Annotated in this window: 13 protein-coding genes, 1 tRNA gene and 1 pseudogene; 5 read left to right on the forward strand and 10 right to left on the reverse strand. The window is 60.3% G+C overall.

All coding sequences use genetic code 11. The features are described from left to right. The first annotated feature begins 68 nt into the window (after positions 1-68). The 4 genes from L8F97_RS11275 to L8F97_RS11290 all read left to right on the forward strand — a co-directional run bounded on the left by L8F97_RS11275 (position 69) and on the right by L8F97_RS11290 (position 6,543). The gene (locus tag L8F97_RS11275) at positions 69-3,389 is read left to right on the forward strand and encodes a hypothetical protein (RefSeq protein ID WP_242149656.1); all 3,321 of its coding nucleotides are present in this window, start codon (positions 69-71) and stop codon (positions 3,387-3,389) included. A 214-nt stretch (positions 3,390-3,603) separates the two neighbouring features. Then, positions 3,604-4,779 carry an acyltransferase gene (locus L8F97_RS11280; protein WP_313931958.1) on the forward strand — a complete coding sequence of 392 codons (1,176 nt, stop codon included), beginning with the start codon at positions 3,604-3,606 and terminating at the stop codon, positions 4,777-4,779. Positions 4,780-4,946: 167 nt separating this feature from the next. Continuing rightward, positions 4,947-6,176, forward strand: coding sequence for a cellulase family glycosylhydrolase (locus tag L8F97_RS11285; protein WP_242149661.1), 1,230 nt, complete (start codon positions 4,947-4,949; stop codon positions 6,174-6,176). Between the two features lie 73 nt (positions 6,177-6,249). Beyond that, positions 6,250-6,543, forward strand: a complete 294-nt coding sequence (locus L8F97_RS11290) for a hypothetical protein (protein WP_242149663.1) — start codon at positions 6,250-6,252, stop codon at positions 6,541-6,543. 1 nt (position 6,544) lies between these two features. On the opposite strand, the gene L8F97_RS11295 is transcribed toward L8F97_RS11290, so the two are convergent. From L8F97_RS11295 to L8F97_RS11315, 5 genes are all read right to left on the reverse strand, one after another. Then, positions 6,545-6,796: a hypothetical protein gene (locus tag L8F97_RS11295; protein ID WP_242149666.1), complete on the reverse strand. Its 252-nt coding sequence runs from the start codon at positions 6,794-6,796 to the stop codon at positions 6,545-6,547. A gap of 165 nt (positions 6,797-6,961) precedes the next feature. After that, positions 6,962-7,747 (reverse strand): hypothetical protein, encoded by a 786-nt coding sequence (locus L8F97_RS11300; protein WP_242149669.1) that lies wholly within the window; start codon positions 7,745-7,747, stop codon positions 6,962-6,964. 144 nt (positions 7,748-7,891) lie between these two features. Next, positions 7,892-8,053: a hypothetical protein gene (locus L8F97_RS11305; RefSeq protein ID WP_242149672.1), complete on the reverse strand. Its 162-nt coding sequence runs from the start codon at positions 8,051-8,053 to the stop codon at positions 7,892-7,894. A gap of 51 nt (positions 8,054-8,104) precedes the next feature. Continuing rightward, positions 8,105-8,175: transfer RNA gene (locus L8F97_RS11310), tRNA-Gly, on the reverse strand. Between the two features lie 69 nt (positions 8,176-8,244). Beyond that, positions 8,245-8,598, reverse strand: coding sequence for a hypothetical protein (locus tag L8F97_RS11315; protein WP_242149674.1), 354 nt, complete (start codon positions 8,596-8,598; stop codon positions 8,245-8,247). A gap of 110 nt (positions 8,599-8,708) precedes the next feature. Here L8F97_RS11315 and L8F97_RS11320 point away from each other — a divergent pair, with 110 nt between their 5' ends. Next, entirely contained in the window at positions 8,709-10,013 is a 1,305-nt protein-coding gene (locus L8F97_RS11320; protein WP_242149677.1) for a methyltransferase family protein, read from the forward strand. On the opposite strand, the pseudogene L8F97_RS22980 reads toward L8F97_RS11320, so the two are convergent. The 5 genes and pseudogenes from L8F97_RS22980 to L8F97_RS11350 all read right to left on the reverse strand — a co-directional run bounded on the left by L8F97_RS22980 (position 10,010) and on the right by L8F97_RS11350 (position 15,872). Continuing rightward, a pseudogene (locus L8F97_RS22980) lies at positions 10,010-10,564 on the reverse strand (NADPH-dependent FMN reductase). The gene L8F97_RS11320 and the pseudogene L8F97_RS22980 overlap by 4 nt on opposite strands. After that, positions 10,561-11,934 (reverse strand): glutamate--cysteine ligase, encoded by a 1,374-nt coding sequence (locus tag L8F97_RS11335; protein ID WP_242149684.1) that lies wholly within the window; start codon positions 11,932-11,934, stop codon positions 10,561-10,563. Before L8F97_RS11335 ends, L8F97_RS22980 begins: the two are co-directional and overlap by 4 nt. A 304-nt stretch (positions 11,935-12,238) precedes the next feature. Then, complete coding sequence (locus tag L8F97_RS11340) at positions 12,239-13,270, reverse strand: glycoside hydrolase family 99-like domain-containing protein (RefSeq protein WP_242149687.1); 1,032 nt, start codon at positions 13,268-13,270, stop codon at positions 12,239-12,241. A gap of 5 nt (positions 13,271-13,275) precedes the next feature. Next, on the reverse strand, positions 13,276-14,724 hold the full coding sequence (locus L8F97_RS11345; protein WP_277924903.1) for a lipopolysaccharide biosynthesis protein: 1,449 nt from the start codon (positions 14,722-14,724) through the stop codon (positions 13,276-13,278). Then, positions 14,721-15,872, reverse strand: a complete 1,152-nt coding sequence (locus L8F97_RS11350) for a glycosyltransferase (protein WP_242149693.1) — start codon at positions 15,870-15,872, stop codon at positions 14,721-14,723. The genes L8F97_RS11345 and L8F97_RS11350 overlap by 4 nt, the downstream gene beginning before the upstream one ends. Between the last annotated feature and the right edge of the window lie 147 nt (positions 15,873-16,019).

The following is a 16,019-nucleotide window of genomic DNA, read 5'->3' on the forward strand; positions in this document are numbered from 1 at the left end:
GTGCCCGGCTGCGCCCGCCAGCCGTGAGCAATAATCCAACCGAACCACCCTAATCTGAGGACTGATTGATGACAGATCCATTCTACTCGGACTCTGCAAGCGCGGCGTCTCGGCTGACAACTCCTATCGTGCCAAACGACAGCACAGACCTAACAGTCATTCCAAAGGCCATCTACGTCGGCACTGGCGGTAATATCACTCTTGTAGCCGTAGATGCGCCGGTAGATGCAGCGCCCGTGACTTTTAAGAATGTTCCGGCCGGTTCGACCTTGCAGGTGCGGCCGCGCCGAGTTCTCGCAACTGGAACGACGGCTGCTGACATTTTAGCTTTCACCGCTGCCGTTTCTATTGCGCCGTCGCCGGCTTCTTTCGCGAAAAAGCCTTCGATTATCTCGGACAGCGGTGCAACTGCCGGGATGAGCTTCCAAGCTCTGGATGGCATCATCTTGAACGGGAGCGTCACAGCACGGCGGTGGCTGCTTGACGGCACCTTGATCGGCAACGCGACAACCGTTTCGCCCCGGTCTGCTGGCAGCTTGGTGCTTGAGAACACCGCAACCGGTTTGGACGGCAAGACGATCACCAGCACTTCTGCTGCTGTGACTGTTGCGGACTATCAAGCGCCAAACCTCCCCGTGGCTCCGATTATCAAAAGCCTCACCGCCAATCCAACCACCAAGACCATCGCAGCAAATGTTGTCTCCGGCACGCTCCTGTTCGCGATCGGCAACGTACCCGCTGGCGTCACACCGACCGTCAGTCCGAACGATGGCCGCTTTGCTATCGCGGGCGATGCGACAAGCGGCTGGAAGGTTGTGGTGGGTCTTTCGGCGCTTTCGGCTGGATCGGTGAACGTCGGCGTTAATGCAGCTGGGGCGACCGGTGTGAGCGTGCCGGTGACGATTACTTCTGCTGTTGCAGCCTTCGCTCCGGTTTCGTTGCGAACCGCGTCAGACCTCTCCGTTCGCCTCGCGTCTACCGCCGTCACACCCTTCGCGGCTGGCACGGGGGTCACAGAGGCGAAAGAGATCCTGATTGACAGCGGCACTCTTTTCCAGCCGTGGCTCGCAGGCGGTGCGGCCCTCACGGACGCCTCCGCTACGGTCCTGATGGCGATGCCTCAGGATAAGCTCACCGCTTTCCTCACCGCTGTCTTCCACCCAACGCTTGGACTCGGCTGGAACCTTGTCCGCTTGTGCATGGGCGACAGCGATTACACCTCGCGCAATCCCAATGGCGGGGACACGGGCGGCGCTCTCACGGGCAACTTTTCGGTCTACGATAACTCCGACACCAACGATAACCTCGCCTCCTTTTCGACCGCGCAGGACGATGTTGCGGTCTTCCCGATCTTGCGACAAATCCTTGCAATCAACCCGAACGTGGACTTCTTGGTCGCGCCTTGGACGCCTCCAAAGTTCTTCAAGAACCCTGCGGTTCTGGCGGGGGGAGGCACCAACCAGTTCTACCAGAACACCCCCGCAAACAACGCCCTGTATGCTCAATACCACGTAAAATATCAGCAGGACTTGAAGGCGAAGGTTGGAAAGTACGCTCGGTGGGCGTCGCTCCAGAACGAGCCTAACATAAATCCGGGGACTTATCCGGGATGCCGGTTTAGCCCTTCCGATCTTCTGACTGTGGGCATCGCCGTGCGGAGCGGCTTTGATGCGGGCAACATCCCGACCATACTAACCTCGGGCGATGTGTCTTGGGGCGATGACGTTTCGGGGGGCATGTCTTTCACGGCTTACCCGTTCCAGCAGGGTTCCACCGCCTTCGGTGCGGCAGCTTGGCATTTTTACGGCACGCAAGCAGCCAACAACCCATCGGTGCAGACGGTCATGGCCCCCTATACCGATAAAGCCACCCTCATGATGTCCGAGGCCTGCGACGTATCAAACAACCTGCCTGCAAGCTGGTTGAAGTTCATGGGCGATGTCGTGATGGGGTCGCGCGCCTATGGTGCCGGTGTCATTTGTTTCTGGAACCTCGCGCTTGATCCAAACGGACAGCCGGGAACCGCAGATAACCTGATGCCTGTTGCGAACATCGCGTCAGACGGCTCATGGACATTCACCCAGCAGTTCTACGCCTTGGCGCACCTCACCTCATATACGAAGCCAGGTGCAAGGCGCTTCGCGGCCACGAGCTTCGGGGCGTTCGGGCGATCGGGGACGGATGTTCAGGTGATCGGGCATAAGAATTCAGACGGTTCCCTGAGCCTCGATCTACTCAACGCCAGCAGCACCACGCAGAATGTGACCCTGAAGGATCAGCAAGCAGGGAACAAGGTTTCCCGCATCTCACTCGCTCCACTTGAAATGCGCTCAGTAAATTGGAAGAACGATGCGGCTGTTGTGGTACCGGATGCGCAGGCATTCCAAGTAGTTCCCGCCACATCGACTAGCGTAAAAGTAAACGTGATTGCCCCCGTTGCGGCTAACGGCGGTTCTCCTATCACAGGCTACGACATCTGGGCGGGTACGGTGCAGGGTGGAGCCAAGACTAAGATCGCCAGCAACGTTCCATCGGGATATGAAATCACGGGGCTAACCGCCGGAAACCCGATATATGTGAATACGTACCCGCGTAACGCAGCGGGACCGGCCACCACCAGCGTGGAACAAAGCGCCACACCCGTTGCCATCGCCCACGCTCTGAACTTCACCGGGGTGCAGAACGCAGATGTCTATGGGGTTCCGACTGCGTCCACCAGCAGCGCAAGCGGTATCAGGGTCATCAAGGCTCGGCTTAACTATCAGTCCTATGCGGCGGGTTCTGGCGGTACGATGACTCTAGCCGCGCAGGGTAAGTCTTCGGGTCTGACTAAGAGTGAGACCGAGTGGCTGCTCGGCTCCTATGATACAACGGCCACACCACTCGTCTTTGGATACAACGCTGCGGGCACGTATAAAAGCGCGGCAGCCACTGGTTTCTCGTGGACGGCTGCGCCTTACAAAGTTGCGGTCATCAACGGCTCTGCGAACGCCTTCAGCACGCCCTTTAAGGTGGGAGGCTCCACGGTCAACGGCGTTAACTCGGGCGGTGCTGCGCTAAGCATCCCAGCAGGTTCAACGGGCTTTTTCGAGTCCTTGGATGACATCACTTATACGCAGATCGGTAACTTGGTAACGACGTGGGGCACCGGGGGTATCAACAACCTCGGCGCCGCCTCGCGCGCCCCCGCGATTGGCTCGCTTGACACCAATACGGCGAACAAACCTCCAGTCGGGCAGTTCTACCGGCTTACGGTCACGGACGGCACCAACACGCTCTACGACATCGACTTCACCACACAAGCACCCGGCGCGGGTCCATACCCTGCCAGTGTCGGCGGCAACTGGACGATCTACCCGACGTCCGGCAGCGGCATCTCGGTTTCGTGATCCGTCCTGTCACAAAGCGGAACCTATTGACCGGGCGGTTCTACCCTTTGCCAAAGCCTTGATATCCTCGGCGAACGAAGATGAGGGCGGGCTGGGTTAGTCACACTTAAGCGTAGAAATGGGACACCAGCTCATACCGAAAAAATTTCCCGTTGTGCAGTAGCGAACAAGCGGGGTAGCGCTCGCTCTGCTACGGCGCAACGGGGATGGACAAGTGCAACAGAAGCGGCAAGAGATACGGTCACTAACAGGACTTAGAGGCGCTGCTGCGTGTCTCGTCGTGTTCTATCATCTTTCACAGCGCGCCATTAATTTTCCAAACGCATTCAATTACATAATCGGCAGGGGTTATCTGTCGGTCGATGTATTTTTCATCCTCAGCGGCTTCGTTATGGCTCTGTCCTATCGCAAGCTGTTCGATGGGGCTGCTTTAAGACGAGCTTACCCCGTCTTCTTGTTGCGGAGGCTAGCTCGTACCTATCCGCTTTACGCTGCCGTGATCCTCGTCGTGTCGTCGCAGGACGTCCGCCATGCCATTCAACATCACGTTCTGGCGCCAGATCAGGTTGCGCAGAAGGTCGCCGCGAACCTGTTGTTCCTTCAGGGCGTCGGCTACCCTGCTCGGGTGGTGGGGCCATCGTGGTCAGTTGCCGTCGAGTTCGTCGCCTACCTGTTGTTCCCTCTTTTGCTTGCCGCGACCGCCCGTAGACCTCGAGCCCTGCTCAGCGCTACGGTTGCCTATATGTGCCTCTTGCTGGCCGCGTACCTGCCAAACGGCGTGCTGCTTCAGGGATTTTCCGGGCCGTTAGACCTGACGGTTTCTGATCAGGGACCGTTTATCGTCCGCTGCCTGCCGGTTGTCCGATGCCTGACGGAATTTACTATCGGCCTCTGTCTTTTCTCCTTTGTAGGTTCAAAGGAGTTTAGCTTCGCCAGCCCTGCCAAGTCTTTCGCCGTGTTTGCAGCTATCTTGGCTACGTTGGCTTTGCCGTATTCTGATTTTGCGTTCGTTCCTGCCGCCGCCCTGCTGATCGCGGTCCTGCTGCATGATAATCCTGTCACGAAAGCTTTCGCCTCTCGCCCGGTTTTCTTCCTCGGCGAGATTTCCTACGCCATATACCTTTGGCACTTTCAGCTGTTCCAAGTTCAAACGTCCTTGTTCGCGAAGTTATCGCGGCACATGGGCGTCAGCAGCGCTGAGGCTTGTGCGATGGTCTGTTATTGGATCGTGCTGATCGCCATTTCCTACGCCAGCTTCCGGATGATCGAGGTTCCGGGACGCAGGTACGTTCGGAAGCTAGAGCAGCGCTTTTTCCCTGCCGAGGATGCTGCCTTGCTAGCGCAGGAGCGGGCAGCAAGTGCGGCTATAGATCATACCGATCAGCCGTGAGCAGCAGGCGCTTCATCCGCGCCTCTAAGGCGGCGCTAGGTAAGATCGCTCTAACCTAGCGCCGCTAGCTCCGGAGGCCGCAGGGCCGACGAAACTCTCAGACTTTGAAATTATTCACCCCCGCTTCGGCGGGGCTTTTTGCGTTAACTTCACAAAGGAGATATAATATGAGCCGCTACGTTCTAGCCGCAGTCCTAGCACTGCTCGCCATGCCAGCCCTAGCCGACACGGTCCCGCTCGTGGACGGTCCGCTAATAGTTCGCCAAGGCGACATCGTCGTCAGCAGCAAGCCGCTGGTGCAGGCAACTGCGATCGACACACTGACTTGCTTCAACAGCGTGTGCGTCAACCGCATGACCGGGCATCAGACGATCTTGTCGGGCGGTGCGACAAAGCTAAAAGCGCTAGGCCCAATCAAAGGCGGTTACGTTTTGAACGGCTACCGCTATCAGGTCATGGATGGTGCGCCAGCGGCATCCACACCGCCAGCGCCGGTGCTGACTTCGCAGCCCGCGCCGACAGTCTCTGGTCCGCTCTACGGCATCAATGTCTCAGGCGGCGAGTTCGCCAACATGGACAACGGGCAGTCTCTGCCGACGCCAGCCGATCTCGATGCATACTATGCAGTCGGCTACCGCATGTTCCGCATTCCGCTGAAGTTCGTGCAGTTCGACAACTCCGCGCCGAAGCTGAACGCGCTGGCGAACGAGTGCATCAAGCTCGCAACGCCGTGCGTGTTCGAGAACCACTCCTACGCGTGGCCTGCGCCGGCCCTACAAGTCGCCCAGGTGGTGAAAGCCGATAGCGTTTTGCCGAAGTCGTCGCTCATCCAGTATGGCTTGCAGAACGAACCGAACTTCAAGGATTGGGACCAATGGGCGAAGGACGCGCAGGCGATCGTCACAGGCGTCCGTGCTGCCGGCGTCACCCGCTTCCTGTGGCTCGATTATCCCGGTTCCAGCGGCGCGCAGCGCTTCGACAAAGGCGACCGCGCTCCAAAGGCTTGTGCGTCTGTCGCGTGCTCGATGGCAAAGCTGCCTAGTGGCACGATCGTTGACCCGCTGCACCGCACTGGCCTCGACATCCACCGCTATTTCGACAGCAACGGTTCGGGCACGAGCATGAACTGCGACAAGTGGGTGATACTGGCTTCTGCCGCTCGCGCTGCCGTGCCGTTTGGCATGCCGGTGTTGTACGGCGAGTACGCATTTGGAAATGACGGCGCGGTCAAGGACACCTGTGCGGCGCTGGCACCGTCAATCATGCAGGAGATTAAGGACTCGCCTAACCTCTACGGCGTCACGCTGTGGGGCGGCGGGTCGCGTTGGGGCAACTATATGTTTCGGGCGTTACCGAAAGCTACGTCGCCGTATATCAAGATGACGACCGGGCAGTGATGCATAGCGGGCGGGGCATACTGCCTCGCCCGAATCGCTTGCACAGCGTTCCGCTTTCGTTCCACATCGCAAGATGCCCAGCCGCTACGAGAACACCAACGTCAACATTGCGCTTCAGGTGCTACGGGCGATCGTGCCATCGTCGCTGGTGATCGGGGATACGACGCCGCTACGTCTCGCTCTACGGACTATCCTGCCCCATGCTGCCGATAGCCCGGCACTAGTTAAGTTCTGGACCTACGCCACGAACACACACAAGCCGGTCCATGAGACGTGCATCGAGCCATATTTGGCGGTGGTGGCTCATCTGAAGCGAGCGGGTTTCGAGATCGACGCGGCGAACGATCTCCATTCAGGGAGGCAATAGGCTACTCCGGTTGCCACGGATCACGCGCGCCGAGTAGCCGCTCATCCACCTTGAGAACTTTCGCAAGTTTGAGCCGCGCATCTTCATCAAGCCGCCTCGGCGTGCCGCGCCGGATGAACTGCTGTAGATAGGCGTCGTTTCTGCCGATCATTCGCGACAAGGCGCCGAGGCTTTCGCCACGTTGATTGATTAGATCGGCCAGTGTTGCGCGCACGTTGTCAGGCTCGGCAGAAGTCGCTTCCTTGTTTTGCACGCGTTTCTCAAGTGATTGTAACTAAACGCGAAAAAATCACGTTGTTTTGCACCGTAAAGTGCAGTTCTCTGCGGATTGCCGATGCTTGGAAGGCTGCTGCAACGTGTGCCTACATACGAGAACGCATGTGGCGAAGCCCTACCCGTCTTAACGTTTCGACGTCAGTCATAGCGATTGGAACTCTTCGACTCGTACGAAGTGTTCTGCGCTAAATGTCTCTTGTACTGTCTGGCAGAAAGACGGATGCATCGGAACGTAGCTTTCTCCAAGATGCTTAATTGCTTCTGCCGTACAGTCTGCTGTCACACTGTCGAGATGATCAAGTAGATTTTGAGAAAGAGTTATAAGATCATCAAGGGGCAATCGTTTTCCAAATGCCCATAAATTCAGATTACCCCATGGGAAATACACTTCATCCGTTAGAACCTCTTTCGTGTTTATCGAGAAAGGATGATGTGTACCGCTAATCGAGATTATCGATAGCTTTCTACCTTTCAGGATTATGCCATCTCCTTGCTTAAAAGCATCAGTCTCGTCAAACCACGTCCAGCCGATAACTCCATAAATCGGAAATTCCTTTTTACGACTAATCAGCTTATCTATCGTGCCCTTCGGATGATCCATCGCGTTTCGCATCTGTCGCGCGATTTCAATAGAAGCTAGCTGTGCCTCTGTGGGTTTGAACGATAAGTATTCACGCTGAAACCAAAGAATTTGTCTAAGTGCATCGACGCGATCAATGATCGACCAAGCAGAACTAAAAACTACCAGTTTCTCATCAAAGCTTAATTCCAAATCACCTTCGCGACGCATTGCTCGCTCAACGGTAACTCCAATAGCTTCGTAATTACATTTGGTGAGGTAGGCTGCGATGGCGAGCCCTTCAATTGCCATTCTCTGACTTGGTTCTAGGTTGACTGGCAATTGCTTTGAAAACGGAACGTCATTCATAGAGGATCGCTTCGTCTCATTAGTGCGGTGCGGGCCGTTAACACGATGGAAGCTGACGGCGCTAATGTTTTACCGACGCCCCTTGCCTAGCAGCCAACGTGTCGAGCCGCATTAGTCGGCTTCGCATTGTAAACGTGACGACGCTTAATTGTCCGTCAGGTAGGGCAGGGCAGCCTCGACAGCTACCATAGCCTCCGTGAGATAGCTCTGCCACATCGGCTTGCCCTCGAAGCTTGAATTTTCGGGGTTACCTGCGAGGCGGCAAAGGGCACGGGCAGCAGCTTCAATTGCTTTATCGATCTGCATCTTCGCCTCTTAACGAGCGCTAGGCCGACTCGGTATACGGGGTAACGTGGGAGCGGGTAACGGGAATCGAACCCGTGTATTCAGCTTGGAAGGCTGCTGTACTACCATTGTACTATACCCGCGTGGCGCTGGCAGATACCGACAAGCCAGTCGCGATGCAATATGCCTTGCGCCAGCGGCAGCCAAAGCCGTTACTGATAATGCGTGGTGTTGCCAAAGCCGGAGTTGAGCTTCGCCATCTTGGCGAGTTTGCGGATGTAGCCGCGCACGTGGCGATCGAACTTCGCATCGTTGTAGACGCCTCGCCAGATGAAGTCGTCGCGGTCCAGCAGCGCGCGTAGCGCGTCGGCGAACGCGCTTTGGGTGTCGGCGGCCTTGGCGACGAAGGTGCAGACCATCTCCTCGGCGGCGGCCTTGTCGCAATCGTCCTGAAGCTGGTAACCGCCACGCTCCGCACGGACCTGATCGCTGCGGGCGGCGGCGATCCGGCTTTGCAGCCAGATGCGAACGGCGGCGGCGTTCCATTCGGGTGGTGGTTCGGCCATGATCGTTCCAGTTCGCTTGCAGGCAATCGGCGGGTGTCATGCCCGGTTGCGACCGACACCTCAATCGCGCTTTACGGGTCGCTAACCACTACGGCGCTACAGCGTGCGCCATGTTCCACGATACCGCTCTGTCGCGCGCGGCGCGTGCCGCCGATCCCCGTCCGCGATCTGCGGTCAGCACCGGGTGCGGGCTGGCCGGCCTGGCCGGGCTGCTGGTGTGGATCGCAATTGCGCGGATGTTCGGAATGGACGGGCCATTGTCCGCCATGGCCAACGTTGTAGCCTGTGGGTTGCCGATGGTCCTGTGGTCCGTGCTGGTCGATAAGGTGCATCGCAACCCCTCCACCGGAATCGATTGGTCGAATCCTAAGCCGCTGCGCGAGACGTATGAGATCAGCCTGACCAAGCTCGCCGGGCTGTGGCTGACCTGGGCCGCGATTGGGATAGTCTATGGGCTTGAGCGGTTCTACTGGGACGGCAACTATGTGTTCGCGATGTGGTGTCTCGGCATCGCCGCGCCGGTGATGTTCGTGGCCTCGATCCCGTACATGCTGTGGATCGATCGTCACCTCACCGAGCCCAGGGATGGCGCATGGGCATTGGGTGCATGGTTGATGGGACTGGCCGAGCCGATCGAGCGCGAGGCGATCTATGCGCACCTGCGTAGCTGGGCTGTGAAGGGGTTCTTCCTCGCCTTTATGTTGGCGATCGTGCCACCGGGGTTCGGCGACTTCATTCGCGGGGATAGCGCGCAGGTGCTGCACGACCCGGTTGCGCTCGCCAACTGGCTCATCACCTTTATGTTCGTCATTGACGTGGCGTTCGCGACCGTCGGCTACATCCTGACCCTGCGCCCGCTCGACTCGCATATCCGTAGCGCGAACCCCTTCATGGCGGCCTGGACGGCCGCGTTGATCTGTTATCCGCCCTTCGTGCTGATGGGCGATGGCGGCGTGCTCGACTACCATGTCGGCACGCGTGGGCCGGACGGCTGGACGATCTGGTTGGCGGGTCACCCGATCCTGATGGCGGCGACCGGCGCGCTGCTCGTCGCGCTGACGGCGATCTATGCGTGGGCGACGATCGCGTTCGGTCTGCGCTTTTCCAACCTCACCAACCGCGGCATTCTGACGCATGGTCCGTACCGGTTCACGCGGCATCCGGCGTACCTTTCCAAGAACGTGTTCTGGGTCATCTCGACGCTGCCGTTCCTCACTACCGGTTCGTGGCTCGACGCGGTGCGCGCGTGTGCGCTGATGGCGGTGACGGCGGGCGTGTACTATTGGCGGGCGCGTACCGAGGAACGTCACCTTGGGCTGGACCCGGACTATCGCGCGTATTCGGAATGGATGACGCGTAATGGCACGGTGCCGCGCCTGTTCGCCAGACTGACCGGAAAGCCCCGCGCCGGTTAGGCTGCGAGCGCGGTGGCGAGTTCGGCCAGCGCCTCGCGGACCGTGTCAACGTGTGTGGCGAACACCTCGATCGCGTCGATCTCGCCGGTGTTCGCCTCGATCAATGTGCGCGGCAGCGTAAGTTCCGGGCAGGTTGCTACGGTACGCAGCTTCAGGCCGGCCAGAACCTCGCGCAATTGCGCGCCGCATTTGCCGCCGCCATGACCGCCGTAGCTGACGATGACCGCCGGCTTGTCGGCCCACTCGCGGTACAGATGGTCGATCGCGTTCTTCAACGCCGCCGGATACCCCCAGTTGTATTGCGGCGTGACGAACACGAATCCGGGCGCGGCCGCGATCTTCGCGCTCCATGCGCGCGTGTGCGGCTGAGCTTAAACGCCGCGCTGCGGCATATCCGGCTCGTCATCCATCGGCAGCGGCCAGTCGCGCAGATCGACCACCTCGAAAGTGCCCCCGCTCGCGCGGCCGATGCCGGCAACCCAGTCCGCCACCTGCACGGCAATCCGCGTTGGTCGCACGCTGCCAGCGATGACCAGCGTGGCTCCTATCAGAACGTCATATCCTCGTACACGCGTGACACATCACCGCCCCAAGGGCCGTGATACTTCTCCAGCAGCACTTCCGCCGGAACCTTGCCGCTGCGAACCACTTCACGCAGCGGATCGAGGAAGCCGGTTTCGTTGCTGCCGACGCCATCGAAGCGCGCGCGGGCGGAGAGGCCGGCATGGGCGATGTCGAGCACCTCGCCGGCGATGTCGCGAAGTTTGCGCCCGCCAGCGATCGGCGCGTCGAGGCCGAGCTTCGGGACTGAGGAACGCAGCGCCTCGCGCTCGTCCATCGTCCAGTGCTTCACCACATCCCATGCCGCGTTCAAGGCGGCGTCGTCGTACAGCAGCCCGACCCACAACGCGGGAAGCGCGCAGATCCGGCTCCAAGGCCCGCCGTCCGCGCCGCGCATTTCGAGAAAGGTCTTTAGCCGCACCTCGGGGAAGGCGGTGGAAAGGTGGTCGTTCCAGTCATCCAGCGTAGGCTTCTCGCCGGGCAGGATCGAAAGGTCGCCTTTGAGGAAATCGCGGAAGTTCAGCCCCGATGCGTCGAGATATCTGCCGTCGCGGTAGACGAAGTACATCGGCACATCGAGCGCGTACTCGGCATAACGCTCGTAGCCGAAGCCATCCTCGAACACGAACGGCAACATGCCGGTGCGCGCGGGATCGGTGTCGGACCAGATATGGCTGCGGTAGGAGAGCATGCCGTTGGGCCGCCCTTCCGTGAACGGCGAGTTGGCGAACAGAGCGGTGGCGAGCGGTTGCAGCGCGAGGCCGACGCGGAACTTCTTCACCATGTCCGCCTCGCTCGCATAGTCGAGGTTGACCTGGATGGTGCAGGTGCGCAGCATCATGTCGAGCCCCATGCTGCCGACGCGCGGCATGTGGCGCAGCATGATCGCATAGCGGCCCTTGGGCATGATCGGCAGCTCGGCGCGGGTCTTGTCCGGCCACATGCCGAGCCCGAGGAAGCCGATGCCGAGCTCGTCGCCGACCGCCTTGACCTGCTCCAGATGTCGTCCGGTTTCGGCGCAGGTCTGGTGGAGGTTGTCGAGCGGCGCGCCCGACAGTTCGAACTGTCCGGCGGGTTCGAGGCTGAGGCTGCCGTCCGCGCCCGTCATCGCGATCACGTTGCCGTTCTCAATCACCGGCTCCCAGCCGAAGCGCTGCAGGCCCATCAGGAGAGCACGGATGCCGCCTGCCTCGTCATAGCTCGGCGCGTGATGATCGGAGCGCGCGTAGACGAATTTCTCGTGTTCGGTGCCAATCCGCCAACGGTCCTTGGGCTTCTCGCCCTTCGCGAAACTCGCGATCAACTGGTCGCGGTGTTCGATGACCGCATGCTTGGCGGGGGGGGCGGTCTTGGTGCTCATGGCCGCGCCTTAGCGGGGCGGTCGGCGACGCGCTAGGGGATAAGCAGCGCCTTAAAACCGATCAGTACAAAAAGCGGACGGCTTCACGGGCGTTCGCGGGATTTTGAGCTCCGGTGGGATAAGCGGAGACGTGGGTAGGCAGGTAACGCGGTGACAATCGGTGCGGTCCCGATCATCGTACGATGCAGCTATTCCAGCCCGGTGTTCTGCATATACCCGAAGGTGAGCGGAAGGCCATGCAACCCGATACCGGCCTTCGACGAAATGGTACTGGTTATCACCAGAACGACGCCTGGGACGGTAATCAACGATCGCGCAATCCATGCCCAAAGGTTGCGCTCACGTTGTTGAGCAAGGCCGTGCCCGCTTTTTTGGTCGGCTCGATAAAACTGCCTTCACCATATTCGTTCCAGCAACAGATTACGCCCGCGTCGATACGCCTGTCGATCATGAACTCGCGCGCCGCCTGCAAATGTGTTTTGAACTCGGCCGGGGTCGGGATCGAACCGTCACGATTAGGCATCGGTCCCCACGGCCGATGATCCCAACCCGATGTGATCGGAAGGATCGGCTTGAAGCCTGTAAACCGCGCCATCCGCTGCCATTGCTCGCGATATAGCGCGTCCAGATTCGCATAGCCTTTGCCGTTGATATGACTGTCCGGGCGGCTGTGGATGTTGTAGGCGCTGATCGAGGAGAACCCATTCGCGGTGGCCACCGGAATGATGGTGTCATTGCCGGAAAACACGCCCGCAACGAAGTAGATCGGCGGCAGGTGGCGGCGACGCATTTCGGCCTGCGCGTAATCGGTCCACCCTGCCGCGCTCGCGCCGGAGGCCTTTGCGTCATCGGCAAAGCGCTGGGCATTGAACACGAAGATGACGTTGCTGCCGCCGATCTGAAAAAACCGGGCCTTGGCGAAGTAGCCGGCCCAGATATCCACGATGGCGTGCCAGACCTGCGTCGTCGTGTGACCGCCGTGGTTAGCCCACATGAGGCTGAGCTTTGGGCGTGGCGTGCTGAGCGCGATATAGGCTTTGAGCGGGCCGTCCAGCTGCACCTTGCCGTTCTCGTAATACCAGTCGAACACCACATAATCGAGGTGTGCGACCTGCATCATGTCGGCCTGCTTCTGCAATGTGCCTCGGCTGCTGCCTGCGTACCAGCCGAGCAGGGGCTGACGCTCGGGAAAAGGCCTGATCCGTTGCCAACTATCCGCGACGTTGAACGGGTCGTTTGACCAGCCTGGGAAATAGTAGACGCCGATCTTTGGCGGTTCCGCCTGCGCTGTGGCGGCGGTGGCCAGCCCTGCCAACGATGCGAGGGCAATCGCCAACGGTTTCACGCGGTCGGAATCCGCGTCTTGCTCCGCACCAGTCCGACGATTTCATCGACGCCCTCACGATTGAGCAGAAGGCTCATCACCATGAAAACCATGCCGCCGCTTGCGAGGGAAAGGGCGGTGCGTTCGAGGAGCGCGCCGCCCGCGAACAGGCGGGCCAGCAACACGGTGATCACCGCGCCTATCACCGGGACGCCCGGTGCCAGGATCTGGCGATGATATTCAACAAAACCGACCGACGACATCGGCCGCAATACCGCCACCCAGGCCACTTCGATAAAGACGAGATACACGCCGGCCATGCCGAGCGAGAGCGCGATCGGCCCGTACCGCGAACCCGCCCATGCCGCGACCGCGACCAGCCCTGCAAAGGCGAGCTGGTAGTAGAGTGCCGCCCGGCTCTTGCCGAGCGCATACATATAGGTGCCGAGCGGATTTACCGCGGAGCGAAGCGCGAACCACAGCGAGATGTACGGCAGCAGCAGCCCGGCGCCGCGCCAGCGTTCTCCAAGCACCGCCGGCAGCACGTCGGCGCCGAGCAAGCCGAGCGCCGCGTACACGGGGAAGCATACCGAGCAGGACATGCGGATCACACGCAGATAGATCTGGCCGACGCGTACCGGATCATGCTGCTCGCGCGCCATCAGCGGCAGACCGACCCGAGAGATGACCGGGTTGATCGCGGTCATGATCTTCATGCTCAAATCGCGCGGCTGGCCGAAGCTGCCGAACTGCTGCTTTGTGAAGAACACGCCCGCGATCAGCAGGTCGAGCTGAACGGTGAAGGAGATCGCGGCGTTGACCAGCAGCATGTCGAGCCCATAGGGAACGAACCGCCTCACGTCCGCCCAGGCGAAATGCAGGCTAGGCCGCCACGCGCGCGCAAGCATCAACCACGCCAGGATCAGCAGGCTGATCGAGGTTGCGACCTGTCCCCAGATCACCGAAAACGGTCCGACCTTCGCAACCGTGAGCCCGACCGTTACCAGAAACCCGAGTGTCGAGGCTCCCACCTCGACCTTGATGATCGTATCGAAGCGCAGATCACGCTCCGCCAGCACGCGCAACTGGAGGTAGAAGCCGTTGGCCACGAACAAGGTGCTGCCGATCCACAACATCGCCTCCAGCCGAGGCGCCGCGTAGAACCGGGCGACGAACGGCGAGGACGCCACCGTCATCAACGCCATGACCACGCCGACCGATACGTTAAGCCAGTACAGCGACGACTTCTCGTCCTCCGTCACGTCGCGAAAACGGATCAGCGCGCTGGACAGTCCGGCGTCGGAGATGTTCTGTGCGAGCTGAAGCAGCGACACCAGCAGGATAACGAGACCGAAATCGGCAACCGAGAGGAAGCGTGCGACGATCAGGAGTTGCACCGTCATCAGTGCCGACCGCAGGATGTTGCCTCCTGCGTTCCAACGGACCGATGTCCGCCCCGTGCTCATACCCGCACGCCGAGCGCGCGGCGGAACACCGCCTCATACTGGTCGCACGCGATCGGGATCGAAAACGCGCGCGCCCGCTCGATCTGCCGATCGCGCGGCGCGGGGCTGCGGATCATTTCGGAGATTGCTGCCGCCATCGCGGTGGCATCGCCGACGGGGACCAGCGTGCCGAAGCGGCCGTCCGCCACGATCTCGCGTGGGCCATCGGGGCAATCGGTGGTGACGATACTGGCACCAGAGCCGAGCGCCTCGATCAACACGTTGCCGAAGCCTTCCCAACCGGAACTCAGCACGAAGAAGCCGCTGGCAATGATCGACGGGTTGATGTCGGGCACGAACCCGGGCAGCGCGACCCGGTCGCCCATACCGAGTGACACGACCAGCGCCTCAAGATCGGTACGCAGCGGCCCGTCGCCCAAAATCACCGCCCGCACGGGCGGCTGTTGCTCGACCTGCGCCAACGCGTGGATCAGCGTTGCGAAGTCCTTTTGCTCGACCAGCCGACCTGCGCCGACAATTACCGGACCCTTGCCATCGCGGGTCCATGGGTGCGCGAGGGTGGCAATCTCGGCATCGCTATAGGTCTGCGACCGATAGGCGGGGTTGTAGATCACGGTGATGCGGCTGCGGTTCAGCCCAGCGAAGCGTGCAAGCGAATCGGCCAGATCGCTCGACACCGCGACGATCTCGCTGGCCAAGGGGTAGGCGATCGCCGCCGCCTTGTGCCAAGCCTTCTGCTTCCACCCTTTCAGTCGCACATAGTCGGCCTGCGGATTGGTGCGTTCGGTCAGCACGTTGCGTGCTTTGGTGCGTGACAGGATGCGGCCGAGCACGGCGGCGTTGTTGAACTGCGGCATTGCGCTCAGCACGATATCGTACTTGCCCGCGCGTAGCAGCTTGGCGAGGGGGCCGATCGTTCCCCGTGCGCTGCTGGTCGGGTGGCGCAACCAGTGAATGTCGACGTTGGGCGCAACCCGATAATCCTGGTCGGTCGGCGATCCGGCGAGGATCAGCGTCAGGCTGTGCCCACGCGCCAGCAACTCGTGCGACAGGTTGGCGATCATATGCTCGACGCCGCCGGGTTTCAGCCCTTCGTAGAAGAAGGCGATCTTCAAGCCATGCTGATCCACTTCGCGTGATGCTGTCATCAGAACGCCCCGTCTGTCATCATCATCCCCGATAGAAGCTGAAGGCGATCATTATCTGCGGCGTCATATCAGGCGCATCTTCTCGCAACAGCCTCGGGAGCCCGAATTACCGATAGAAACCGGTGGCGATATGACATACCCGCCCGA

It is taken from the genome of Sphingomonas sp. BAUL-RG-20F-R05-02 (assembly GCF_022662305.1).
In the GTDB taxonomy this organism is placed as follows: domain Bacteria; phylum Pseudomonadota; class Alphaproteobacteria; order Sphingomonadales; family Sphingomonadaceae; genus Sphingomonas.